We start from the raw sequence: 23,845 nt of genomic DNA, 5'->3' as shown, positions 1-23,845 counted from the left end.
CGGACAACGAACACATCTGTGCTGTTAAGCTTAGCTGCCTGACGGTGCGACAGCCAAAGCCGGATTTCTGATATGACGACATCGCCTCCAGAGAACAAACCGCCCGATCATCACGATAAGCGGCGCAGAGGTTCTCCTGAAAACCAGACAAGCCAACAAGCCCGTGATAACAAAGCCCTGCAGTTCCGTGGCGCTTATCTGATGGCAAGGCTTCCCGGACTGAGTTTTCATCTGCTCATGCTGGCGGTGATTGTGCTCTGTATCGGTCTTGGCTTCTGGCAGCTGGAACGGGCAGATGAAAAAGAACACCTGCTGGAACAGATCAGGCTGGGTCGCGCTCAGCCTCTGCCTCAGGAGGTCCTGGAAGCTCAGCTCTGGAATGACACCTCATCGGCTCCCGCTCCTCTGGCGGTACTGGCCCCCTATAGTCAGTATCAGCTGTACGGTATCTATGATCCTGATCGCTCCATTCTGCTGGACAACCGCACCTATGAAGGGCGGGTGGGTTATCACCTGCTGACCCCTTTCCGGCTGATCGGAACCGCCCCCAATAGCACGCCCCACTGGATTCTGGTCAATCGTGGCTGGATTGAAGCTCCTCGCTTAAGAAGTGAACGGCCGCAATTTGAAACACCTCTGCTGCCGGTCAGCATTCAGGTTCAGGCTAAAGCCCTGCAAAGCGATCTGCAGCCTGAACCACTGAATCTCACCTGGCCGGTTCGGGTACAACAGCTGTCGGCCCTGCAGCTCAGTGAGATTACCGGGCACCCTCTGCCGGATTATGAGTTCCGCCTTTCCGATGCCGGACAACCGGGTGTTATGGTTCCCCGCCCCACCAGCCCCAATATGCAGCCGGAGCAACATATCGGCTACAGCGTACAGTGGTTCGCCCTCGCCTTTACCTTCACGCTGATGTGGAGTCGTCCGTTTTGGCGACGCAACCTCCAGATTGAAGACCATCAATAACAACCACACCCCAAAAACTAAACATTAGTCTTAGAAAGCTATTGACATATAAGCAGAATAGAGGAAAATAGACCTTGAGCGGGACGTTTTTGTCCCTTTTTAAAACCCAAGAAGACATTCTACAGACTCAAATGAGTGTAGCTGTCTTGCAAATAAGGAGAAAGAGAGGAAAACAACCCTTTATCGGAACGATTTTGTCCATTTTTAAAACCAAAAAAGACATTCTACAGACTCAAGTGAGTGTAGCTGTCTTTCAAAAAAGGAAAAAACATATGACAAACACTAATTTGTACAGACTTTACCAGCTTGGAATAAAAACCACCCCAAATGTGAATAAAGCCATTTAATGTCCAAGCAGGTTCGGCAAACTGCCGAAAAGGGTGGCTAGTGGCGTTGTTCGGAATATTTCTCCTTTATGAAATACCGTAAAACTTACAACACCATAGAAAACGAAATTCAAATTGATGCTGTTGAAACGAAAACTGACAAAGCAACAATGAGCGGATTTCGATTAACCAAGAAAACCAAAAGCTACATTTTAGAGGAGGTTACAGAAAGTTCGAAACACAACAATGTATCTGTGATGTCATTAGCAAACTATTTGTTAATGACAGTAAGCGCAGGAGCTGCCGTAATTACATTTGTCGATTATCTCTCCTAGCACTAATAGATACGGCTTTATAGGTCGACTATGATGAATACACAAAGTACCAAGAAAAATCCGGCTGACCGCAGAGTTAGAATTTCAGAAGAACTCGAACGGAAAATTCTGGATGCAGCTGATACTGAAAAATTCAGCGAAGCACTGCCTGTATTAGAAAGAGCCATAAACCTCTACCTAATGCTAAAAGATGCTCAGCAGAAGGGCTCTAAGTTCTACGAAGAGGATCCTGATGGTGAGAAATACATTGTTCGATTTATCTGACAATGTATTCCAAAAGCCAGTGCGACACGCAATGTGCCCACTGGCTTTTATTTTTTCAAGTTTCAAATCTCCCCTCTAAAAACCGCGCAGCCTTTTAATTCTTTGCTAGCTTTAGAAGAGTGAACAACGCAAAGACCTGTCACTGCGAAGAACCTGACAAACCACTAAACAAACAAATCACAGATCTCTTAACAAAAATAATAACGCCCGGCATCGCTCTGCGGTGACGAGGTCAGGAGAATCTTATGTATGTGCTTACCGAACATGAGATCCGACGTAACCGTCGGCGCTTACTGCTTCTTATCAGCGGACTGATGGTGCCCTTCTTTCTGGCGTGGCTTATGGTACGTTTTGAGGTCTGGCTACCGGCAAAAACCATCAATAAAGGCGAGTTTCTTGCAGGTAAAGAGCCTCTGCAACGCTGGCCTTGGCAATCAGAACAAGGCTTTCCGGAAAACCTGAAACAACACTGGCTGCTGGTTCTGGTGACGCCGGACACCTGCAACAAAAGCTGCACGCAATGGCAGGAAAATCTGCAACAAATTCATAAGGCGCTGGGGAAAGAGGGGGATCGGGTCAGAAGAGTTTTGCTGCAACCGGTCAGCGCAGCAAATACACTGCCGGCGCCTCTCACCGGTATGGGCGAGCAGGATGTACGTCGCTGGCACGGGCTGACCATGTCGACACCGGACTGGCTGGCCCGCCCCTGGCTGAAGGAAGGCTATCAGGTGCTGGTGGTCGACCCCATGGGTAATCTGGTCACCGGTTATGCCGACAGCAACACGGGACGTGATCTGCTGAGGGATCTCAGACGTTTGCTCAGAGCCTCATCAACAGGCTGACACCCTCAGGAATTTTAACGGAGGTGGGATATGTTCAGATCATATAACAACCTGAATCAGAGTCCCGGTCGTTTACTCAGCCAGCAAAACACCACATTACGTCGCTCAAGCCTGAGTGATGCTCTGTTACTGGCGCGGTTTGCTGTCTTACTGGCTTTTATTGTCGTTGCGCTGGGTGCCTGGACACGTCTTGTGGATGCCGGTCTTGGCTGCCCCGACTGGCCGGGCTGCTACGGCCATCTGACCGTTCCCACCAGCGAGCAACAACTGGCCCGTGCCGCAGAACTTTTCCCCGGCCATACGGTTGATGCCGCCAAAGGCTGGCCGGAGATGATTCATCGTTATGCTGCGGCCAGCCTGGGATTCGTTATTCTGATTCTGACATTTCTCGCCTGGCGCTGGCGGCATGTGGCCAGCTATCCGGTCAAGCACAGTACCTTTCTGCTTTTTCTGGTCATCCTTCAGGGCATGTTCGGTATGTGGACGGTCACCCTGAAACTCTGGCCCCAAGTGGTCACCCTGCACCTGCTGGGGGGCATGGCCACCCTGAGTCTGCTCTATCTGCTCACTCTGCGTCTTAAGCGGCTTAAAGACAGAGCCGGTGATGAGGAGGGCTGGAGCGAAATCCGCTTTGATTCCCTGCTGCTGAAAGATACCGGTCAGCATGAATGGCTGCTGCTCTGGCGGTTACGTCACTGGGCCAGCATCGCTTTTTTACTGATCGTGATTCAGATCGCGCTGGGGGGCTGGACCAGTGCTAATTACGCGGCCGTTGCCTGCCCGGATTTCCCTCAGTGTCAGGGGCAGTGGTTGCCCAATCTCTCAATGGAGAAGGGCTTCAACTTTACTCAGCATGTAGGCCCTAATTACCTCGGGGGACAACTGGATGGCGATGGCCGTGTTGCCATTCATCTGATCCACAGACTGGGAGCTCTGATCGTGCTGATCTTTGTCGGTGGTCTGGCGCTTTATATGCTGCGTCGGCCAATGACCCTGTTGCTGCAACGGCGCGCCTTCTGGCTTTTAGTCGCCCTGCTGGCTCAGATCGCTATCGGTATCTCTAATGTTCTGTTCTATTTTCCACTAAGCTTGGCCGTTCTCCACAATCTGGGAGGCGCTTTCCTGCTGCTGAGCATCAGTAATCTGCTCTGGTGCCTGAACGCCATGCATCCCCCTATCCCGGCAAGAGGAGTGATTCGTCATGCCTAGACTCGCCGCCCGTAATGCTATATCTACCCGACATACTGGGGAAAACGCTGTCAGAGCCAGTCTCACCAGCTATTACAACCTATGCAAACCTAAGGTGGTGGCTGTGATGTTGCTCACCGCTGTTGTGGGTATGTTTCTGGCTGTTCCCGGCCTGCCCCCTGTGGATAAAGTGATTTTCGGTCTGATCGGCATCGGTCTGGCTGCTGGTTCTGCCGCTGCTATTAATCACCTGCTGGATGAGAAGATCGACAGCATTATGGCGCGAACGCGATACCGGCCACTGCCCCAGGGGCAGCTGCAGCCGGTTCAGGTGCTCAGTTTTGCCGCCATTATCGGCACACTGGGCATCGGAATTTTGTTTGTTGCCGTGAATGCCCTGACCGCATGGCTGACACTCGCTTCTCTGATCGGCTACGCGGTGATCTACACCGCTATTCTGAAGCGCGCCACGCCACAAAATATCACCATCGGCGGGCTTGCCGGTGCCGCACCACCTCTGCTGGGCTGGACAGCCATTAGCGGACAACTCGACCCACACGGTTTGCTGCTGGTGCTGATCATCTTCGCCTGGACGCCACCACACTTCTGGGCGCTGGCTCTGCATCGGAAAGAGGAGTACGCCAAGGCGGATATCCCGATGTTACCGGTCACTCACGGTGACGCTTTCACCAAATTGCAAATCATTCTTTACACCGTTCTGATGATATTGACCACAATATTGCCCTACGTCACAGGAATGAGTGGTCTACTCTATATAGCAGGCGTAATGATTTTGAACGGCCGTTTCCTGCAGTACGTCTGGAAACTCTATCAGGGTCGGGATAAACAAGCGGCAATACGAACCTTCTGGTTCTCGATCCGATACATCATGTGGCTGTTTGTGGTGTTACTGGCGGATCACTATCTGTTTATCGGATAAAGAGAGGCATAAATCTCACATCGGTAATGGATATGCGTACAACAGCCAGAACCTTTGCCCTCTGCATATCGCCGCGCTGAAAAGCTAAGGCTACCGGGAATTTGCAGCGAGCAAAGACCGGATGAAATGATAACAAGCGCAGCCCGCGCTTAAAGATCTGTAACAACCTGAAAAGGTTAGGAGGTCGTCATGTTTCAGCATCTGTTTGGGGTGATCTATCACCCAAAAGCTGAGTGGCAGCAAATTCGTGAAGAGAAATACACCTGGGTTGATTGCTATAAAAATGATCTGGTTTGGTTAGCAGCCATCCCGCCCCTTTGCATGTTTATCGGAACCACCCAGATGGGTTGGAGCATATCTGGCGGGGAATACGTCAAACTTACCGTCGCCAGCGCTCTGCCTATCTCAATCGCCTTCTATTTCGCCCTGTTGCTGGGTGTTTATGTGATGGCAAAATCCGTTCACTGGATGGAAAAAACCTACGGCGCGGATGCCAGCTTTGACCGCTGCATGGTGCTGACCACTTACACGTCAACCCCACTCTTTATGGCAGGCTTTGCCGGACTCTGGCCGGTACTCTGGTTTGTGGTCTTTGCCGGTCTTCTGGCTGTAGCCTATACCATCTATCTGCTCTACAACGGAGTCGAAACCGTGATGGAAATTCCTGAAGAGCAGGCTTTTATGTTTGGTACTTCCATTCTGACCGTTGGGCTCGTAGTACTGGTGGGCATGATCGTAACGACCGTTGTGCTCTGGGGCATGGGCATGATGCCGGTCTTTACCAGCTAGTCCCTGCCATCATCTCCCTCTGAACACCCCACATCGTCACAGGGAAGTGACTCAATTTTCAGGGAGAAGACAGCATTAATCAGCGCTCTCTTCAAATCCCTATCCGCTATAAAGCCATGTTCGTTTCGGGCCCTTTTTAAGGGCCCACTTTTTTGTCGCCCCTGATACAACAGGCTAAAACTGTACCATGACCTCATCGGGCGAATAGCCTACAATTCCGCCACCTTGTTGTTATACAACCGATTGTCTTCGCTCTTCATTCCGGAATATTCATGGCTCGCAAGAAACAACGCTCTACCTCGAAAAATTCACCTCTGCCCTACCGGGACGGTGTGCCGCCCAGTTACCTGATTCTGCCCTGCGATGAAGAACACCCGGAAGGCCGCTGGCCGGATCTGCTGAGTTTTTTGCAGCACAGATTCCCGCACATTGAACCTGAGGTACTGCGCCAGCGTTTAGCAAAAGGAGATCTGGTGGATGACGAAGGCCAACCCTTAGCGGAAGACGCCGCCTTTATCGCCGGGAAAAAGATCTGGTACTACCGGGAAGTGCCGAACGAACAGCCTGTCCCTTTCGAAGAATCTATCGTTTATGAAGACGATCTGATCGTTATCGCGGATAAACCTCATTGGTTATCGACCATTCCGGCGGGTCGTCATCTGAAAGAGACCCTGCTGATTCGCCTGCGCAATCGTCTCAACCTGCCGGATCTTGCACCGTCACACCGACTGGACAGGGAGACCGCAGGTCTGGTTCTGCTCTGCAAACAGCCGGAGCACAGAGGCGCGTACCAAACGATGTTCCAGCAGCGCAACGTGCAGAAAACCTATCGTGCAGTGGCGGGGATCAATCCGGAGCTTGAACTGCCCCGCGTACATAAAAGTCTGATCGTGCGTGGTGATCACTTTTTCACCATGAAAGAAACCGAAGGCGAGCCGAATAGTGAAACTGCAATTGATTTGTTGATACAAGAAGGTGATCGGGCGCTGTATGAAATGAAGCCCCATACCGGACGCCAACATCAGCTGCGGGTACATCTGGCATCCATGGGCATCCCGATTGAAAACGATCCCTGGTATCCCGAGGTTCAGGCGGAAGCCGATCATGCTGATTACAGCCATCCGCTCCAGTTACTCGCCTATACACTGGAGTTTACCGACCCCGTCACCGGTGAAGAGCGTTTCTTTAAAAGCCAACAGCAGCTGACGATTCCTCATCCGGAAGCCTCTGACAGCTGATTCTGAACCATAAACAATTTAAGCTTCACAGGGCTGTAACAGCTTCTATTCTTAATAGACTCAAATTCGGATGACAGCGCTGATCAAGCAAGGACAACCTTATGTATAAGCTCGCTTTTTTCGTTCCAGAATCCCATCTTGAACCGGTGAAGAATGCGGTTTTTGAAACCGGAGCCGGTCGCATTGGGCACTATGATCACTGTTGCTGGCAGATCAAAGGTCAGGGACAGTTCCGGCCGCTGGAGGGCAGTCATCCTCATATCGGCTCTCAGAACGAGCTGGAAACGGTGGAAGAGTATCGTGTGGAACTGGTATGCGAGGCCAGCCTGATCAAACAGGCGATTGCAGCGATGAAACTGGCGCATCCCTATGAGGAACCCGCCTATGATGTGTTCCGGCTGGAAGATCTGTAGAGAGCCGGAGGACAGCGCCCGTAAAGAAAAGCCCGTAAAGAAATGCCAGCAAAGAAAAGCCAGCAATCAGCTGGCTTTAGCGGCTTCTATGGCCGCATAGAAACGGTCACGGTCTTCCTTGCTGACATCACACTGATGCATCGGGAAGTGACCTTTCTTACGGTCTTCAAAATAGAGGCGCAGGGTCTTTTCAATGGTCGGGAAGGCCAGCTCACCCCATGGAATCTCATCTTCTGAAAAGAGTTCCACTTCAAGGCTCTCAGGGCCTGCACCGTATTCCGGCTTTGGCAGATCTGCCAGAAACATCATATAAACCTGACTGATAACCGTGGTATCGATCAGCACGTATAGATGGCTGACATTCACTTCGGCCTGTGCTTCTTCCCAGGTTTCACGGGCGGCCGCTTCAACCGTGGTTTCCTCATTTTCCATAAAGCCTGCCGGCAGCGTCCAGTAACCCAGACGGGGTTCAATCGCCCGTTTGCAGAGCAGAACCTTATCACCATAAACAGGAATGGTACCCGCAACAATCTTAGGATTGTGGTAGTGAATCGTATCGCAGGCATCACAGATATGGCGTGGACGGTTATCATCATCCGGTATCCCGATCCGAACTTTTTCACCGCATTCGCTACAAAAATTCATCCGAAAGACTGTCCTTTACGAAGACGCTTGGGCCTTCTTTTTTAATCCAGAGTCATCAGCGGGCATCGCCCCCTGCCGCATATCCTTCAAAGAATACGGCAGAAAAACCCGATTGACTAGCGTCAAACTTTTCCCTGAAGCGTGATTCTCCTTTACTATGGGAAAGATCCTAGGCAACAGGGACCTAAGCTTGTGACTGCAGAACTCTCTTCGCATCGGTCTTCAGAAAAGATAAACATCTCTGTAGACCAGAATACTGATTATCTGGCATTACTCCGGGAGCGCCTGAGCAACTTCACTCCCGCCCGGATCAAAGGTGCTCACCCGGATGCTGCGGTACTTATCGCTCTCACCGACAACCCGTTCGATCCTGAAATCATTCTGACCCGCCGGGCGTCTCATCTCTCCAGCCACTCCGGGCAAGTCGCCTTTCCCGGCGGCATGCAGGACAAAACCGACCGCAACCTGAAACACACCGCCCTGCGCGAAAGTGAAGAAGAAGTAGCCATGCGACCGGATCAGGTTGAAATCATTGGTAAACTTAATCAGGTGATCTCTCATATGGGTGTTCGGGTCACACCCTGGGTGGGTATCGTGCCGGAAAATATTGAGCTGACCGCCAACGTAGATGAACTGGATGCAATATTCCGGGTTCCCCTGAGCTTTTTCCTGAAAGATGAACGCCACCATACCGATGTGATTCCGGTGGAAAAGAAAGCGATCTATGTACCCTGTTATCACTTTGATGAATTTGTCATTTGGGGTCTGTCTGCCATGATGCTGGTTGATCTGCTGAAAACCGGTCTGGGAGCCGACTTCTCGCTGACCAAGGTGCCAACGGCAGGTAGCCCGTTACGTCACCTTGAACCGAGCAAACACCGACGGGTTTCAGAATAAGTGGGCCGACAACCCACGACTCAAAATAGAACAATAAAAGAGCACCACAAGCAAAGGAGCCGACCATGATCTACGATCTGGGAAACAAGCGCGCACAGTTCGCATCCGAGGAACACTTTATTGCCCCGAGTGCCGACCTGATTGGAGACGTTCGCATCGGCCATCAGGCCAGTGTCTGGTTTAATGTCACCATCCGCGCCGATAACGACACCATCACCATCGGTGAACAGTCCAATGTACAGGATGGTTCAGTACTGCATGTGGACGACAACATGCCGCTGACGCTGGGAAAAGGCGTGACCATTGGTCATAAAGTGATGCTGCATGGCTGCGAAATTGGTGATTACAGCCTGATCGGCATGAATGCGGTGGTTTTAAATGGTGCGAAAATTGGCAAATACTGCATAATTGGCGCTGGAGCGGTAGTGAAAGAAGGGATGGTAATCCCGGATGGCGCTCTCGTTGTGGGTGCTCCGGCAGTGATAAAACGTCAGATTACCGAAGCCCAATACAGCATGCTGGAAGCCAGCGCCCAGCACTATGTGGATAATGGTGCCCGCTACCGTGAGCAGCTCAGACCAAGAACGGATGCTTAAAAGCACCGCTATAAAAAGAAAGCAGATCTGCAAAGCTAATTTAAATTGATGAGCCAAATAAGGCATTTTTCAGAGACCGTTTTGTCAGTGTTCGACAGGTAAGTGTCTCGATCTGGAGTTTTTGTGAGCCATAAAGCATCTCAGCCTCAGACCGGTATTCGGTCGGAGAATAATAAGCCTGATAAACCGGTAGTCACGCCATCGCCTTGTGTCAGCATCTGTGCATTGAATGATGAAGGTTTTTGCATCGGTTGCTACCGGGATGGCAACGAGATTCGCCTCTGGAACACATACAACGACGACCAGAAACGCCAGGTGCTGAACAGCTGTCAGCGCCGTGCGACCCTCGATCAGGCATTTATTGCCATTTGAGGTCTGATACCTATTTTGTTTTTTATCTCCCTTCTGGTGCCAGCGGAATCTAATTCCCGCTGGCCTTTTAATTTTTAAGGACCTGACCTATGACATCTAACGGTACTTCCCCTTCAATCGGCACTCCACTAAGCCCAACCGCAACACGCGTTCTGATGTGCGGCTGCGGCGAGCTGGGTAAAGAAGTGGTTATCGAACTGCAACGTCTGGGCTGCGAAGTGATCGCCGTTGACCGCTACGAGAATGCCCCTGCCATGCAGGTTGCTCATCGCAGCCATGTGATCTCCATGCTGGATGGCGATGCCCTGCGCCGTGTAATCGAGCAGGAAAAACCGCACTTAATCGTGCCGGAGATTGAAGCGATCGCCACCGACACGCTGGCAGAACTGGAAAGCGAAGGTTTCAACGTAGTGCCGACGGCCCGCGCAACACAGCTAACCATGAACCGCGAAGGCATCCGCCGTCTCGCCGCAGAAGAGCTGGGACTGTCCACCTCGCCTTACAAGTTCGCCGGTACCAAAGACGAGTATCTGGCCGCGATCAAAGAAGTGGGCATTCCCTGTGTGGTTAAGCCGATCATGTCCAGCTCCGGTAAAGGCCAGAGTCTGGTGCGCTCTGATGCCGATGTCGATCACGCCTGGGATTATGCTCAGGAAGGTGGTCGTGCCGGTGCCGGTAAAGTGATCGTGGAAGGTTTTGTCGATTTTGATTACGAGATCACCCTGCTGACCGTTCGCCATGAAGGCGGCACCTCCTTCTGTGCGCCTATCGGCCATCGTCAGGAGAAAGGTGATTACCGTGAATCCTGGCAGCCACAAGCGATGTCAGAGGTTGCTCTGGCGGAATCCCAGCGCATGGGTAAAGCGATCACAGACGCTCTGGGTGGCCGTGGTCTGTTTGGCGTTGAACTGTTTGTTAAAGGCGATAACGTTTACTTCAGTGAAGTATCCCCACGCCCGCACGATACCGGCATGGTAACCCTGATCTCTCAGGATCTGTCGGAATTTGCCCTGCACGCCCGCGCGATTCTGGGTCTGCCGATCCCATCGATCCGTCAGTTTGGCCCGGCAGCATCTGCCGTGATTCTGGTGGAAGGCAACTCGGAACAGGCTAGTTTTGGCAATCTGGCGGCAGCACTGGCAGAGCCGGATACTCAATTGCGCCTGTTCGGTAAACCGGAAGTTAAGGGTGAGCGCCGTATGGGGGTTGCTCTGGCACTGGAAAACAGCATCGATGCGGCTATCGAGAAAGCCAAGCGTTCTGCTGCTGCGGTTACCGTTGAGCTGTAACGGTTAAGCTGCAAATCCGCACAAGACCGTTTGCAATAATCCTGAAGACTGATCAGGAAAAACGGTGCTCTGGCCTTTTAAGGCTTTAGCACCGTTTAAACCCCGCCTCCGAACGATTAGAATAGTTCGCAACCTTATGAACATCTGAGCTTTTTCAGCACAGGTGATCAATCTATACACTGAATCAGAAGACAGATCCGACATGGAAAAACGCAGAGTTTTAACCGGCATCACCACCACAGGTACCCCTCACCTGGGTAACTATGTAGGTGCGATCCGCCCCGCTATCGAAGCGAGCCGTGATCCGAATAATGAATCCTTCTACTTCCTGGCTGACCTGCACGCTTTGATCAAATGCCACGATCCGAAACGCGTACAGGAATCCCGTCGCGAGATCGCCGCTACCTGGCTGGCCTTGGGTCTGGATACCGATAACTCTGTTTTCTACCGTCAGTCTGACATCCCTGAAATCACTGAACTGACCTGGCTGCTGACCTGTGTTTGCTCTAAAGGTCTGATGAACCGCGCCCACGCTTATAAAGCAGCGGTACAGGACAACGAAGCGGAAGGCGCTGATTCCGGAAAAGCCGTTGATCCGGATAAAGGCATCACGATGGGTCTGTTCAGCTATCCGATCCTGATGGCGGCAGACATTCTGATGTTTAACGCCACGGATGTTCCTGTTGGCCGTGACCAGATTCAGCATATCGAAATGGCCCGTGACGTTGCCGGTCGTTTCAACCACATCTACAAAGGCCAGTACTTCAAACTGCCGGAAGCCCGCATCGAAGAAAGCGTTGCTGTGCTGAACGGTTTAGATGGCCGCAAGATGAGCAAGAGCTACAACAACACGATTCCGTTGTTTGTTTCTGAGAAGAAACTGCTCAAGCTGATCCGTAAGATCAAAACCAACTCACTGGAGCCCGGCGAGCCGAAGAGCACTGAGGATTGCACCCTGTTCCAGATCTGGCAGGCGTTTGCGGATGAACGCCAGATTGCGGATATGCGTCAGCAGTACGAAAACGGCATCGGCTGGGGTGATATGAAGAACGCCCTGTTCGAACTGGTGAATGATCACCTAAAAGAGCCCCGTGCCCGTTACGAAGAACTGATGAACGATATGGGTTACGTGGAAGAAGTGATGCAGAAAGGTGCAGTAAAAGCCCGTGCAGAAGCCAGCGCGCGCATCGATCATCTGCGCAAAGCCGTAGGCTTTTGATCTTTTGCATAAGCTCCGTTTCAGGTCTTTGATGTAAGTACGGCCCATTCGTTAAAATATCAGCCCTAGGCAGAATATTGCGAATGCTGAAACAAAAATCCCCGATCCTTGATCGGGGATTTTTTGTATCTGTATTCTGTCGAGACAGATAAATCAGAGTTGCTCTTTATCCTGACGCTCTGCGACAACCACCCGGTTTCGTCCGGCAAGTTTCGCCCGGTACAACGCATTATCTGCCCTCAAAATTAACCCTGTCTGGGTCTCAGGCTGCTGACCACTCTTAGCCGACACGCCAAAGCTGGCAGTGACCACCGGAGCAACACTACTACTGGGGTGTTTCAGGTCAAGCGCTTCAATCTCAGTGCGGCATCGCTCTGCCAGATGTTGGGCCACATCCAGATCCTGCCCCGGCATGATAATACAGAACTCCTCTCCACCGTAGCGGGCCACCTGATAACCGTAACTCTCCAGCTTGTTCTTCAGGTAATCCGCCACAACCACAAGACACTTATCCCCAGCCTGATGCCCGAGGTGATCGTTGTACTGTTTGAAAAAGTCGATATCAAAAAACACCAGACTCAAAGGGGTACCCTGAAGCTCAGAACGACGCAGTTCTTTCTCCAGCATCAGATTGAAATGGCGACGGTTAGCGATACCGGTTAATTCATCGGTCAGCGCCATCTGATTGAGCTTTTCAGCCTGCTTATTCAGCAGTGCTTCCCGTCGCACCATAGAGCTGACATCCTGCACCTCAATAACACAGAAACGCTTGCCTTCGGACTTCATCGGCTGAACACGAATCGACTGGGCAAAGCGCTCACGACGCTCGCCCTGACCATGGTAAAGAGGAAGAGGGGAACGATTGAGGCCGGGAGATAAAAGTGAAGGCAGGCCGGTTTTCAGCGCCTGCTCCACCGCCTGATGGATACGCCTGCCTTCAAGTTCCGGATAGCTCTCAAAAAACAGGCTACCCTGTAAATCTTGTGAGTTCTCAAAGGCTTTATTCAGCCACTGATTGATGAAATGCACACGATAATCTGCATCCAGTATCATCACTCCGGACTGGAGCACGGCTAATGCCTGTTCAAAAAGCTGCATAGTTTTCAAAAACTCCGCAAAACAAACCGGAACAAGATATTAATCCTGAACACCGTTCAGGAAACCACGCAAAGCCTGCTGCAGATTGGCTTCAGACTCACCGCCCATAATGAAAGCCAAATAGCCTTCAAGGCTTCGGCTCTCCAAAGCCAGCTGAATCTGAATAAAGAGAACCGTTTGCTCGCTCTCCGGTTTTCTCAGAATATCTTCCACTGATGCAACCGTCAGCTCAGGTAACTCGCAGGAAAACGTGTCCTGCAACATATCAGCAATTGTGGAGAAACAGGCATTAAGAATGATGTTACCGATCTCACTGAGAGCATCCTGTTCAATTTCACTTAGCTGTTCAATCGGCACCTGACTACCCAACATCAACCGAACAATCTCGAGGCTGGAGTTTTCCGGGAACATCAGCATCGCTTCACCCGCAAAGCTGCCGTTGAACATCTGGCTCACACAGGTCAGGCGCTCTGCACCAATTCCCGGCGATAGCAGCTCAACCACTCGCTGGATCGGCATCACGTGCACGACAGGCACACTCATGGTGACCGGTTCCTGAGTCAGTTCACTGAGGGCTGAGGCGGAGCGTCCTACGCTGATATTAAAAATTTCAGCCAGAGCATCCAGCTCAAGCACAGTCAGATCATGCATTTTCCTGACTCCAGATCGTCAGAGCTTTTTCAGCAACCGCTGGTGTTATCGGTTTAGCAATAAAGTGAACGCCCAACTCTTCCGCCCGCGCCTGGCTGGAGGACTGAATATTGGCAGAGAGTAAAATCATGGTGGTATCCGGGAGCTGTGGGCGAAGAATTTCAATCGCCTCAAAACCATCCATAACCGGCATATTAATATCCATCACAATCAGGTCCGGAGTGTCAGCCGTTGCTTTATCAACAGCCTGCTGACCATCTTCTGCTTCTACAATCTCCCAGCTGCTGTCAACCATGTTAATCATTTTAATCATCATCATGCGGGAAACGCGGCTGTCATCCACCACCAGAACCGTTTTGCTCATAGAAATACCTTAAGTGAATAGCTTCTGCGAGAAGCTGGATTATCCGATTACCAACAGCCAAGAATATTTGTGGGGGTGATTAATAAGCTGCGCAAAAGCTAATTTATAGCGCATTTGGCTTAAAAAAGCAGTATCAGAGATGCCTGCTTAAAAGCTTTAAGAGCGCACCAGGATTTAAAAAATCCAACATAAAGCTTATAACCACCTGATATACAACAAAAAAAGCTGACTACCTTAAGGTAGCCAGCTTTTTCTGACAAAATGAGTCAACAGGCAACGCTGTCGAGCTTATTCGTAGTCAGGTTCCGGTATATGAGGCAGCTTCTGCACAATATAGGTATAAACCGTCGGCACGACAAAGAGTGTCAGTAGCGTACCAAAAGTCAGACCACCCACAATCACCCAGCCGATCGCCTGACGACTTTCTGCACCGGCACCGGTGGCCAGAGCCAGTGGCAGGTTACCCAGCACCATAGCACCTGTGGTCATCAGGATCGGACGCAGACGAAGTACACTGGCCTCCACAATAGCGTCAAACTTCTCTTTGCCTTCCTCACGCAGCTGGTTAGCAAATTCTGTCATCAGAATACCGTGCTTGGTAATCAGACCAATCAGAGTAATCAGACCAATCTGGCTGTACACGTTGAGCGTCCCCCCGGTCATCTTCATGGTCAGAAGAGCACCCAGAATCGCCAGAGGAACGGTCAGCATAATCACCATAGGGGAACGGAAACTTTCAAACTGAGCCGCCAGGACCAGATAGATAAAGCCCAACGCCAGAATGAAGGTCACCATCAGAGAATCACCGGACTCCATGTATTCACGGGCCTGACCGCTATAGTCAAACTGAATCCCCTGAATCCCCATCTCTTTAGCAGTTGCTTCAACGGTATCCCGCAGCCAAACCAGCGCATCACCCTGAGTCAGACCCGGTGTTAAGCTCGCCTTGATCGTTGCTGCACGCAGCTTGTTGAAGTGGTTCAGCTCTTTCGGCGCAACCGTCTCAACCAGTGTTACCAGATTCGACAACTGAATCATCTGACCGGAGGCTGAGCGTACATAGATAGAAGCCAGTGAAGACGGCGTCGCACGATCCACATCGGCAACTTTCGCAATCACGTCGTACTGCTCGTTACCATCCTTATAACGGGTGATGGTACGTCCACCCAGCAGAGTTTCCAGTGTACTGGTCACATCAGCGATAGAGACACCCACAGAGGCGGTTTTATCACGATTGATCTTCAGGTTGATCTGCGGCTTGTTCAGTTTCAGATCCACATCCGGGTTGACCAACTTACCACTGGCGTACACCTTACCCATCACCGCGCCGATCAGCTTCTGCAGGTCTTCAAAGTTCGCGGTGGACTGAATGACCAGTTCAACAGGGCGAGCGATCGGACTTTGTCCCAGAGACGCCGGAGTAATCGGGAAAGACATAATGCCCGGAATACCGGCATACATAGGTCCGCGCAGAGCCCCGGCAACTTCCTGAGCACTCCGTTCGCGGTCTTCCCAGTCTTTCATACCAGCGAAAGAGATCACGTTGCTTTCTGTCGGGAACAGACCGGTAATCACAAAGTAACGCTCAATCTCTGGCACGTTGGAGAATACGCCTTCAATCTGACGGCTGTATTTATCCAGAAACTCGGTGGTCGAACCTTCAGGGCCAACACCGAAACCGATAATAGTGCCTCGGTCTTCTACCGGGGACAGCTCACTGTTCAGGCTGCTAAAGGTAACATACAGCCCTCCCAGACAGGCAACGCCTACCAGAAGCACAACCGGACGCGCTTTCATAGTCCATTTCAAAGCACGGCGGTAAAGGTCGCCCATGCCATCCAGAACCTTCTCACCCCATAGGTAAAACTTACCGTGGTTTTCATGTTTAAGGATGCGCGAACACATCATCGGCGACAAAGTCAGCGCGACAAAACCGGATACCAGAACCGCACCCGCCAGTGTCAGAGCAAACTCAGCAAACAGCTTACCCGTGCGACCTTCGGTAAAGGCCAGCGGGGTAAATACTGCCGCCAGTGTGATCGTCATGGCGATCACCGCAAAACCGATCTCTTTCGAGCCTTTAAATGCGGCCTGAATCGGGTGCATACCCTCTTCAATATGACGATAAATGTTCTCCAGCATCACGATGGCGTCATCCACCACCAGACCAATCGCCATTACCATTGCCAACAGGGTCAGGGTGTTGATGGAGTAGCCCAGCACATACATAAAGACAAAGGCACCGATCAGGGAAACCGGAATCGTCACCAGAGGAATCAGGGTTGCACGCAAAGATCGCAGGAAGATAAAGATCACCAGAATAACCAGGATCACAGCTTCCGCGATGGTGGAGTAAACCGCCTTGATAGAACGGTCAATAAAGATGGATGAATCGTAAGCGACATTCACCTTCATACCTTCCGGCAAAATCGCTTCGATCTCAGGAATCATGCCACGAACACTACTGGATACATCCAGCGGATTCGCTACAGACTGTTTTACCACACCCATCGCTACAGCGGTTTTGCCGTTAAAGCGCACGGTACCACGGTCATTTTCAGCAGCGATTCGTACACGGGCAACATCTTTAACCCGAACCAGATAGCCATCATTATCCCGCAGAATAACCTGTTCAAACTCTTCCGGGGTTTGCAGATCCGTCTGAGCTAACAGAGTGAACTCGCGATTCTCCGATTTGATAGTACCTGATGGTACTTCCAGGTTCTGACTGCGGATCGCATTGGAGATATCCGTCGTCGTCACACCAAAAGCCGCCATACGGGCTTTATCCAGCCAGATACGCATCGCATAACGACGCTCACCAAAGATACGCACCTCTGCCACACCTGGGGCAGTCTGCAGACGGTCTTTCACCAGACGATCGGCAAAATCTGTCATCTCAAGAGGCGTATGGTTCGGACTGGAGAAAGCCAGATACATGATCGGCTGGGCGTTGGCTTCAACCTTAGCCACAATCGGCTCATCAATATCATCCGGCAAGCGACCCCGCACACGACCCACACGGTCACGAACATCTGATGCCGCATTATCCGCATCACGATCCAGCTTAAAATTGATGGTGATCTGGCTCTTACCGGTACTGGAAGAGGAGGTCATAAAGTCGATGCCTTCGATACCGGAGAGAGAATCCTCCAGTACGTTGGTCACCTGAGATTCAATAATACTGGCGTTGGCACCGGTATAGGTGGTGACAACAGAAACCGTCGGCACGTCAATATTCGGGTATTCCCGAACCGACAGACGGTCGTAGGCGATGACGCCCACCAGCATCAGCAACAGGCTCATCACCGTTGCTAATACCGGTCGTTTAATGGAAATTTCTGACAATACCATGCCGAAGATGCTCCTTATTTAGCCGTTAGCGTACGGACTTACTGGCCTTGTTCAGGCTGAGGTTTCGCGGACTGCAGATTTACCGGCATAGCGGCGGCTCCCGGACGCAATTTCATCTGACCGGCAGTTACCACAATATCGCCAGCTTTGACCCCTTCCAGGATCTGCACACGGCCACGCTCACGGATACCGGTAACGACAGGACGGATGGCTACCTTGCCATCTTCCAGCACATAAACCAGCTGAGTATTACCCTGAGGCACCAAAACTTCCTCTTTAAGCATCAGCGTATCTTCGATGGTTTCCAGTTTCAGGTTAACGCGGGCAAATAGCCCCGGACGCAGCTTACCACTGTCGTTAGGAAGGCTGGCGACAACCGCCACACTACGGCCATTAACATCAACCGCTGGTGACACCGCAAACACAGTACCCTTAAATTGCTCGCCCGGAACAGAATCAAGAGTCACATCGACACTCTGCCCCACAGCCAACCCTGTCAGGTAAACCTCAGGTACACGAAATTCAACCCGCAGAGGGTCAACCGAAACCAGACTGACCAAAGATCTGCCCGGAGTCACATACTCACCAACGCTGACTTCACGCAGACCGACCAGGCCGTCAAAGGGCGCATTGAGGGTCATCTTAGCAACCCGTTCTTTTGCCAGAGCGACACCGGCTTCATCAATACGCAGTTTAGCCAGCGCACTATCGCGGGTATTCACACTGCCTGCGTTATTATTCACCAGCTGATTGGCACGCTTGTATTCAACCTGACTCAGACCCCGGCTGGCTTCAGCCTGTCTCAACTCAGCACGCTGGATAGAGTCATCCAGCTTAAACAGGGGTTTGCCGGCCTCAACAACCTGGCCTTCGCGGAAAAGAACCTCTGCGATACGACCAGAGACTTCAGGACTGATCGTGACGATTTCATCTGCGGACAGAGAACCCACCACTTCCACAGTTCGCTCCAGTGTTTCTGTTTTGGCGATCTGAGCCTCCACAGGCATTGGGGGCATCTCTTGTCCGGCAGCCTGAGCCTGAGAAGCACTGAAGGAAAGGGCACCGATCAGTGGGAGTAAGGCACTGAATGCCAGCGTCCGGGGAAGGGAGTATTTCATTGAATTGAGCCTCTGCTTATCCTTGAGCATTGTTATGCAGTCGTTAACCACGTATAGAACCAAACCGCACCGAGCCTATATAACCGGCCATAAGCGGTGATTGCTATACGAAGCGTAGGACAATTGGATTGATTTCTGAATAACGGACTATGATACTCAGCTTTAAAACGCATCACAGAGGAACAATTAATCAGGTTCTAATCTGTGAGCAATAAGTGTATAGATCCGGGTTTTTTACCGCTAAAAACCCCTAAAACAGCAGCGTTGCGGGCTACCGGATTGACTCATGGCACTTTGTTTTTCTGAATCACTCAGCTATGAACCAGAAGATGCTGACCAACCAAACCGGTCAGAAAACCTGCTACGGCGGCCATGGGTGGCCACCAGTCCTTATCCAGCCGAACCTGAGGGGCAATATCCTGAAAAGTGAGGTAGAGAATACCTCCGGTAGCCCATAGCATGATAAAGCCCAACAGCATCTCCATTTCCGACAACCAGACAAAACCAACCCAGGCAGCCAAAGGCCCAATCGGCACCAGCAGGATGAAGAAAATAATAATTTTTCGGCACTGATGGGGACGAAGAGCAATCATCTCACGGTAAGCATTAAAACCTTCCGGTAAATTCTGCAACGCCATTAATAAAGCCAACAACAAACCGCTGTCACTACCCAGCGCTAAAGAAGCGCCTAAAGCCATCGCCTCTGGCGTAAAGTCCAGCAACATCGCTAACAGCTGTGCGGTAGAGCCACCCCGCCTGCTAATAATGATGTCCGCAGCCATAAACATCAGCCCACCACTAAGAACAGCAATAACAATCCAGAGTGTGGAAAGCGCTTTCTGGCCCTCAGGCACCAGAACCAGAGCTACGGCCGCCAATAACACCCCTGCCCCATAAGCGACAACGGAGTGCTTAAGTTCATTTTCCAGCCACTGATTCTGAAAGTGCTCAATCCGGGCCAGAAAACCACCCAGAGGAATGGTTACTGCAGCCAGTGTGGCATACAGCAACGCCAGCAAAAGAGCCTCAGGCATGGTGCATCCTTCTGAACATAAGAAGAAAAAAGTGGTGTCTCATCCAAACTAAAACGCCCGATCAGAATTCATGATCGGTCTCGGAAAAACAGAAATTGTTTTTCCCTTTCATCTTAGCCTGATACATCGCCTGGTCAGCCTGAGTAACCAACTGATTAACACCAACTTCACCATCCCCCGCAAACAGAGTAACACCGATACTGGCAGAAACCTTAAGCGTTGTGCCATTGTCCATAACAACCGGATCGTTCATCTTCTGCAGAATACGGTTCAGAATAGGTTTCAGCTGCGTCCTGTCTCGAACCCCCGGAAGAACCGCTACAAACTCGTCACCGCCTAAACGGGCCAGAGTATCTTCAGCTCGCATCACCGAAGCAAGGCGACCAGCGATCTCTACCAGCAGAAAATCACCGGCATCATGGCCATGCTGATCATTAACCTCTTTAAAACCATCCAGATCAATAAAGAAGACCGCAAGATCATGCCGCCCCCCTTTGGCTCGTTCCAGTGCCTGTCCCAGGCGATCAAAAAGCAAGACACGGTTTGGCAACCCCGTAAGCATATCGTAATGGGCAATATGACGAAGCTGTTCCTGATATTCTTTAATCTTGGTAATTTCAAGATGAGTGCCAAACATTTCCAAAGGCTGCCCATCATCACCCCAGGAGGCAACCCGGCCACGGTCCTGCACCCAAATCCAGTGACCCGCTTTATGTCGCACACGCACTTCACACTCGTAGTAATCATTTTCACCGGAGAAGTGCTTTTCTATCAGCATTTCAGACTTTACCAGATCATCAGGATGCACAAGAGACCGCCAGGTAGCGATTGAAACAGGCTCCAGCTCTTCCAGACGATAACCCAGCATTTCCGCCCAGCGCTCATTAAAAACGGCGGCACCGGTAGGAATATTCCAGCTCCAGGTACCGGCACGGGTACCTTCTACAATATGCTCCAGACTTTGGTGCTCTTTGTGCAGTGCATCCTGAGTTTTACGGATAGTCTGCAGCATCTGCGCCATCGCATCCGTCAGTAGAGAGATCTCACGATAGGGGGAAACCGGTTCAACCAGCTGAGGAATGACATCCGTTCCCTGCGGCTCAACAGCCGCCGCCAACGTTTGCAAGGGCCGGATAAAAAGGTGCTTCAGCAGCAAAATCAGTACAAACGACAGCACCAACATGAGCACCAGCATAGAAACAACAATTTGAGTCAATAATGCCCGGGAACGTGTTTTAAGCACCTGATCATTAGCATAGACGCGCACTCGCCCGATAGGATCACCAGCTGCGCCAGTAATAGCAAGTTCAGATAAATAGAGATTATGACGTCGCAAGCGCTCTTCAGACGCGGCCTCATCATCAATACTGATCGAGCCCTCCTCGTTTCGTAGCCATCCCGTGGTATAGGCTTCTTTTCCCATGATAGCTCCCATTTTATAGTCATCCACCACAATAGCTGAGAGCGCGGAATGGTTCAGAGTACGAATCTCATGGGACATCAGCTTGTCATACTCATTGATCTGATACGTTTCAATATAGGGAGATAACGTACTGGCAAGGCGGGAAGCACTCTCCTCTGTCTGCCCGATAATTTCTCGCTCCAACTGGTCCTGCTGCCAATGGTAACTAAAGGCACCGTAACCGCTGAATACCAGAGCAGCACTAACCATCACCAACAAAGTGATCAGATGGAGGGATGATTTCTTCTGGCGCGCTGAGGATAAAGGCTTTACAACCATAACCGGACAGACCTTTAAGTCGTTAAAATGCTTTTTTAAAAGAGGCAACTAATCGGCAGTAAGTCCCAAAACATTCCGCCTGATAGCTGGCAACAAACTATCGATATTCGCCTTAGACACCGCAAGAACATCCAACTGCTGAACCCGAGGTACAGCCCCACCGGCAAGATAAAGATCAAGAGAAGAGACCGATCTCGCCCCCATCAGAAAAGGCTGCTGCATTGCGGCTCCGGCCAGAACACCCTTTTGAATCAACTCGATAAACTCAGGTTCTGCGTCAAAACAGACCAGCAGGATTTCACCCTCTTTACCAGCCTCACGGATTGAATCCAATGCAGCCCGGTATTGATCGGACCCCTGCAACCAGATCGCACTTAAATCCGGATAATCACGAATCAACGCCTGACTGAAATGGCGTGTTTCCTCATAACTGAAATCACTTTGCTGATGGATATAAGCACTGGGGATACCCGCCTCGCTCAAGGCCAACAGAAAGCCCTGAGTTCGCAACTTACCGTTCTGACGGTCCTGGGGAACAGCAATAATGCCAACCGACCCCAGAAGCTGACGCTGTTGGAGTTCATCGGCCAGAATTTGGCCCAACTGGTAAGCACCGGCTTCATTATCGGATTCGATATAGCTGACGAACTGGCCACCCTGAGTACCTATATCCGAGATTACAACTGGGATTCCAGCCTTCTTCGCCAGCTTAAGAAGAGTAACCGCTGAGGAGGAGTTCATCGGAGACAACACAATGCCATCGACCCTTTCACGGATCGCCTGCACCATATTTTCCAGCTCTTTTTTAGCACTGTTTTCAGCGCTCAGCACAAAAACCTCATCGTCCTGAATACGAGCCTGCTCCTGCACCCCGTGCCACATAATCTGCCAGAAAGGGATACGGAGGTCCGAAACCACATAGGCAAAACGCTGTCCTTCTGCCCACGCCTGAAAAGGAGCGCCTCCCAAAAGCAAAAGACAGCCGATCAGAAACATTTTTTTCATTTTCAGTCTCCCGGAATAACGCCCTACCGAAAAATCAGCAACACCAATATAAACAAAAACTTATAGATATTCCCGGAAAAAAGGTATGAGTCATGCCGCTTTTTCATGACTTCAAGCGAAAAAAATAACCTTAAGGGGGTCTAAACAGGAACCACTATAACGCCTCAGCACCTAAAAACTAAAACTCTGCCAGAGCAAACGAACAGCCAAAAGTGTCACCATCAGGGTGAATCCCTGACGAAACAGGTGTGCAGGAATACGATTCAGCAGCTTAAGTCCCAGCCAGGTACCAAAAGCGCCCGCGGCAATCATCAGGAGAACAGGCAAAATCCAATTAGCGAAGCTAAAACCAACCGCACCAAACACGGCAGCCTTAGTCACATGCTGAAAGGACATGCATGCCGAAAAAGTTGCCGTTGTGGATAATTTATCTTTATCCATCCGGTGGATAAACGCCGCCACCAAAGGTCCCGTCGCCCCCACAAACATCGAAATCAGAGTCGTCAGGCTACCCGCAAAAACCGTTTTAGCGCCACTAACGGCCAGTTTTTTTGGCTTAGGGCCCCAGACCATAAAGAGAATAAAGAGGGCGACTGCACGCTGTATCCAGTCCACAGGCAACTGAATCAGCACCTGAGAAGCGATCAGCGCCCCTAAGACAGCACCACCGGAAAAACGTAATACCATCGGCCAGTGAATATGTCGCCAGGTCATCAGAGCCCGGTTAGCATTAGAGCCAAACTGCACCAAACCATGGACAGGAATCAGAGCCAGGGGAGGCAAAATAGTCGCCATCACCGCCAACAACATCACACCACCGCCAATTCCCATAGCAGCGGTTACAAAGGAGGTCAAAGCACTGGTGAGCACCAGCCAAAACAGATGAAGGTTGGAAATTCCTTCCGTTAAAGGCATTGCCCATAATGCCTGCAGATCCACCATATTTGCCTCTTCCTCTCGCCACCCGAAACCGATCAAAACCCGATTTAAGCGCTGATACCATACTCCCATTCCGGATCAGTTCAACCCGATAAAACCCCAGTTTTTTCAACCAGTAACGGAACAAAGACGAGACACCAACATTCGGGTAAAAAAAAGCCCCGGGAAGTGAAGTGACCCCATAAAGTTGGACACTTTATTTATCCGGCTGCCATGGCCTGA

Annotated in this window: 24 protein-coding genes; 14 read left to right on the top strand and 10 right to left on the bottom strand. The window is 51.0% G+C overall.

What is annotated here, in order from left to right:
* Positions 1 to 72: 72 nt before the first annotated feature.
* The 9 genes from AC4GL5_RS03650 (at position 73) to AC4GL5_RS03610 (ending at position 7,301) form a co-directional block, all read left to right on the top strand.
* Positions 73 to 966 carry an SURF1 family protein gene (locus AC4GL5_RS03650; RefSeq protein ID WP_490381430.1) on the top strand — a complete coding sequence of 298 codons (894 nt, stop codon included), beginning with the start codon at positions 73 to 75 and terminating at the stop codon, positions 964 to 966.
* Positions 967 to 1,381: 415 nt separating this feature from the next.
* Positions 1,382 to 1,627, top strand: coding sequence for a hypothetical protein (locus AC4GL5_RS03645; RefSeq protein ID WP_490381429.1), 246 nt, complete (start codon positions 1,382 to 1,384; stop codon positions 1,625 to 1,627).
* A 30-nt stretch (positions 1,628 to 1,657) separates the two neighbouring features.
* On the top strand, positions 1,658 to 1,891 hold the full coding sequence (locus tag AC4GL5_RS03640; RefSeq protein ID WP_490381428.1) for a hypothetical protein: 234 nt from the start codon (positions 1,658 to 1,660) through the stop codon (positions 1,889 to 1,891).
* A 245-nt stretch (positions 1,892 to 2,136) separates the two neighbouring features.
* Positions 2,137 to 2,733, top strand: a complete 597-nt coding sequence (locus tag AC4GL5_RS03635) for a redox-active disulfide-containing membrane protein (protein WP_490381427.1) — start codon at positions 2,137 to 2,139, stop codon at positions 2,731 to 2,733.
* A 30-nt stretch (positions 2,734 to 2,763) separates the two neighbouring features.
* Positions 2,764 to 3,942, top strand: a complete 1,179-nt coding sequence (locus tag AC4GL5_RS03630; RefSeq protein ID WP_490381426.1) for a COX15/CtaA family protein — start codon at positions 2,764 to 2,766, stop codon at positions 3,940 to 3,942.
* On the top strand, positions 3,935 to 4,861 hold the full coding sequence (cyoE, locus tag AC4GL5_RS03625; RefSeq protein WP_490381425.1) for a heme o synthase: 927 nt from the start codon (positions 3,935 to 3,937) through the stop codon (positions 4,859 to 4,861). Before AC4GL5_RS03630 ends, cyoE begins: the two co-directional genes overlap by 8 nt.
* A gap of 189 nt (positions 4,862 to 5,050) precedes the next feature.
* On the top strand, positions 5,051 to 5,650 hold the full coding sequence (locus AC4GL5_RS03620; protein ID WP_490381424.1) for a Yip1 family protein: 600 nt from the start codon (positions 5,051 to 5,053) through the stop codon (positions 5,648 to 5,650).
* Between the two features lie 272 nt (positions 5,651 to 5,922).
* On the top strand, positions 5,923 to 6,888 hold the full coding sequence (locus AC4GL5_RS03615) for a pseudouridine synthase (protein WP_490381423.1): 966 nt from the start codon (positions 5,923 to 5,925) through the stop codon (positions 6,886 to 6,888).
* A gap of 101 nt (positions 6,889 to 6,989) precedes the next feature.
* On the top strand, positions 6,990 to 7,301 hold the full coding sequence (locus AC4GL5_RS03610; RefSeq protein ID WP_490381422.1) for an NGG1p interacting factor NIF3: 312 nt from the start codon (positions 6,990 to 6,992) through the stop codon (positions 7,299 to 7,301).
* A gap of 66 nt (positions 7,302 to 7,367) precedes the next feature.
* Here the strand turns inward: AC4GL5_RS03610 and AC4GL5_RS03605 are convergent, their stop codons facing one another.
* Positions 7,368 to 7,946 (bottom strand): NUDIX hydrolase, encoded by a 579-nt coding sequence (locus AC4GL5_RS03605; protein WP_490381421.1) that lies wholly within the window; start codon positions 7,944 to 7,946, stop codon positions 7,368 to 7,370.
* Between the two features lie 192 nt (positions 7,947 to 8,138).
* Here AC4GL5_RS03605 and AC4GL5_RS03600 point away from each other — a divergent pair, with 192 nt between their 5' ends.
* From AC4GL5_RS03600 to AC4GL5_RS03580, 5 genes are all read left to right on the top strand, one after another.
* Entirely contained in the window at positions 8,139 to 8,843 is a 705-nt protein-coding gene (locus AC4GL5_RS03600) for a CoA pyrophosphatase (RefSeq protein WP_490381420.1), read from the top strand.
* Positions 8,844 to 8,908: 65 nt separating this feature from the next.
* Positions 8,909 to 9,439: a gamma carbonic anhydrase family protein gene (locus AC4GL5_RS03595; protein WP_490381419.1), complete on the top strand. Its 531-nt coding sequence runs from the start codon at positions 8,909 to 8,911 to the stop codon at positions 9,437 to 9,439.
* Positions 9,440 to 9,562: 123 nt separating this feature from the next.
* Positions 9,563 to 9,811, top strand: a complete 249-nt coding sequence (locus AC4GL5_RS03590; protein WP_490381418.1) for a DUF1289 domain-containing protein — start codon at positions 9,563 to 9,565, stop codon at positions 9,809 to 9,811.
* An 89-nt stretch (positions 9,812 to 9,900) separates the two neighbouring features.
* A complete protein-coding gene (gene purT / locus AC4GL5_RS03585) occupies positions 9,901 to 11,100 on the top strand; it encodes a formate-dependent phosphoribosylglycinamide formyltransferase (RefSeq protein ID WP_490381417.1) in 1,200 nt (399 codons plus the stop codon).
* Between the two features lie 202 nt (positions 11,101 to 11,302).
* Positions 11,303 to 12,319 carry a tryptophan--tRNA ligase gene (locus tag AC4GL5_RS03580; protein WP_490381416.1) on the top strand — a complete coding sequence of 339 codons (1,017 nt, stop codon included), beginning with the start codon at positions 11,303 to 11,305 and terminating at the stop codon, positions 12,317 to 12,319.
* Positions 12,320 to 12,472: 153 nt separating this feature from the next.
* Here the strand turns inward: AC4GL5_RS03580 and AC4GL5_RS03575 are convergent, their stop codons facing one another.
* The 9 genes from AC4GL5_RS03575 to AC4GL5_RS03535 form a co-directional block, all read right to left on the bottom strand.
* Positions 12,473 to 13,417 carry a GGDEF domain-containing protein gene (locus tag AC4GL5_RS03575; protein WP_490381415.1) on the bottom strand — a complete coding sequence of 315 codons (945 nt, stop codon included), beginning with the start codon at positions 13,415 to 13,417 and terminating at the stop codon, positions 12,473 to 12,475.
* Positions 13,418 to 13,456: 39 nt separating this feature from the next.
* Positions 13,457 to 14,068 (bottom strand): chemotaxis protein CheC, encoded by a 612-nt coding sequence (locus AC4GL5_RS03570; RefSeq protein WP_490381414.1) that lies wholly within the window; start codon positions 14,066 to 14,068, stop codon positions 13,457 to 13,459.
* The gene (locus AC4GL5_RS03565) at positions 14,061 to 14,432 is read right to left on the bottom strand and encodes a response regulator (protein ID WP_490381413.1); all 372 of its coding nucleotides are present in this window, start codon (positions 14,430 to 14,432) and stop codon (positions 14,061 to 14,063) included. Before AC4GL5_RS03565 ends, AC4GL5_RS03570 begins: the two co-directional genes overlap by 8 nt.
* 288 nt (positions 14,433 to 14,720) lie before the next feature.
* A complete protein-coding gene (locus AC4GL5_RS03560) occupies positions 14,721 to 17,786 on the bottom strand; it encodes an efflux RND transporter permease subunit (protein WP_490381412.1) in 3,066 nt (1,021 codons plus the stop codon).
* A gap of 38 nt (positions 17,787 to 17,824) precedes the next feature.
* Positions 17,825 to 18,904 carry an efflux RND transporter periplasmic adaptor subunit gene (locus tag AC4GL5_RS03555; RefSeq protein WP_490381411.1) on the bottom strand — a complete coding sequence of 360 codons (1,080 nt, stop codon included), beginning with the start codon at positions 18,902 to 18,904 and terminating at the stop codon, positions 17,825 to 17,827.
* 311 nt (positions 18,905 to 19,215) lie between these two features.
* On the bottom strand, positions 19,216 to 19,938 hold the full coding sequence (locus AC4GL5_RS03550) for a ZIP family metal transporter (protein WP_490381410.1): 723 nt from the start codon (positions 19,936 to 19,938) through the stop codon (positions 19,216 to 19,218).
* Positions 19,939 to 19,999: 61 nt separating this feature from the next.
* Positions 20,000 to 21,679 carry a diguanylate cyclase domain-containing protein gene (locus tag AC4GL5_RS03545; protein ID WP_490381409.1) on the bottom strand — a complete coding sequence of 560 codons (1,680 nt, stop codon included), beginning with the start codon at positions 21,677 to 21,679 and terminating at the stop codon, positions 20,000 to 20,002.
* Between the two features lie 48 nt (positions 21,680 to 21,727).
* On the bottom strand, positions 21,728 to 22,684 hold the full coding sequence (locus AC4GL5_RS03540; protein ID WP_490381408.1) for a substrate-binding domain-containing protein: 957 nt from the start codon (positions 22,682 to 22,684) through the stop codon (positions 21,728 to 21,730).
* A 171-nt stretch (positions 22,685 to 22,855) separates the two neighbouring features.
* Complete coding sequence (locus tag AC4GL5_RS03535; protein ID WP_490381407.1) at positions 22,856 to 23,626, bottom strand: sulfite exporter TauE/SafE family protein; 771 nt, start codon at positions 23,624 to 23,626, stop codon at positions 22,856 to 22,858.
* Between the last annotated feature and the right edge of the window lie 219 nt (positions 23,627 to 23,845).

The organism is Oceanospirillum sp., from assembly GCF_982874595.1.
This window is presented reverse-complemented; position numbering and strand designations above follow the sequence as displayed.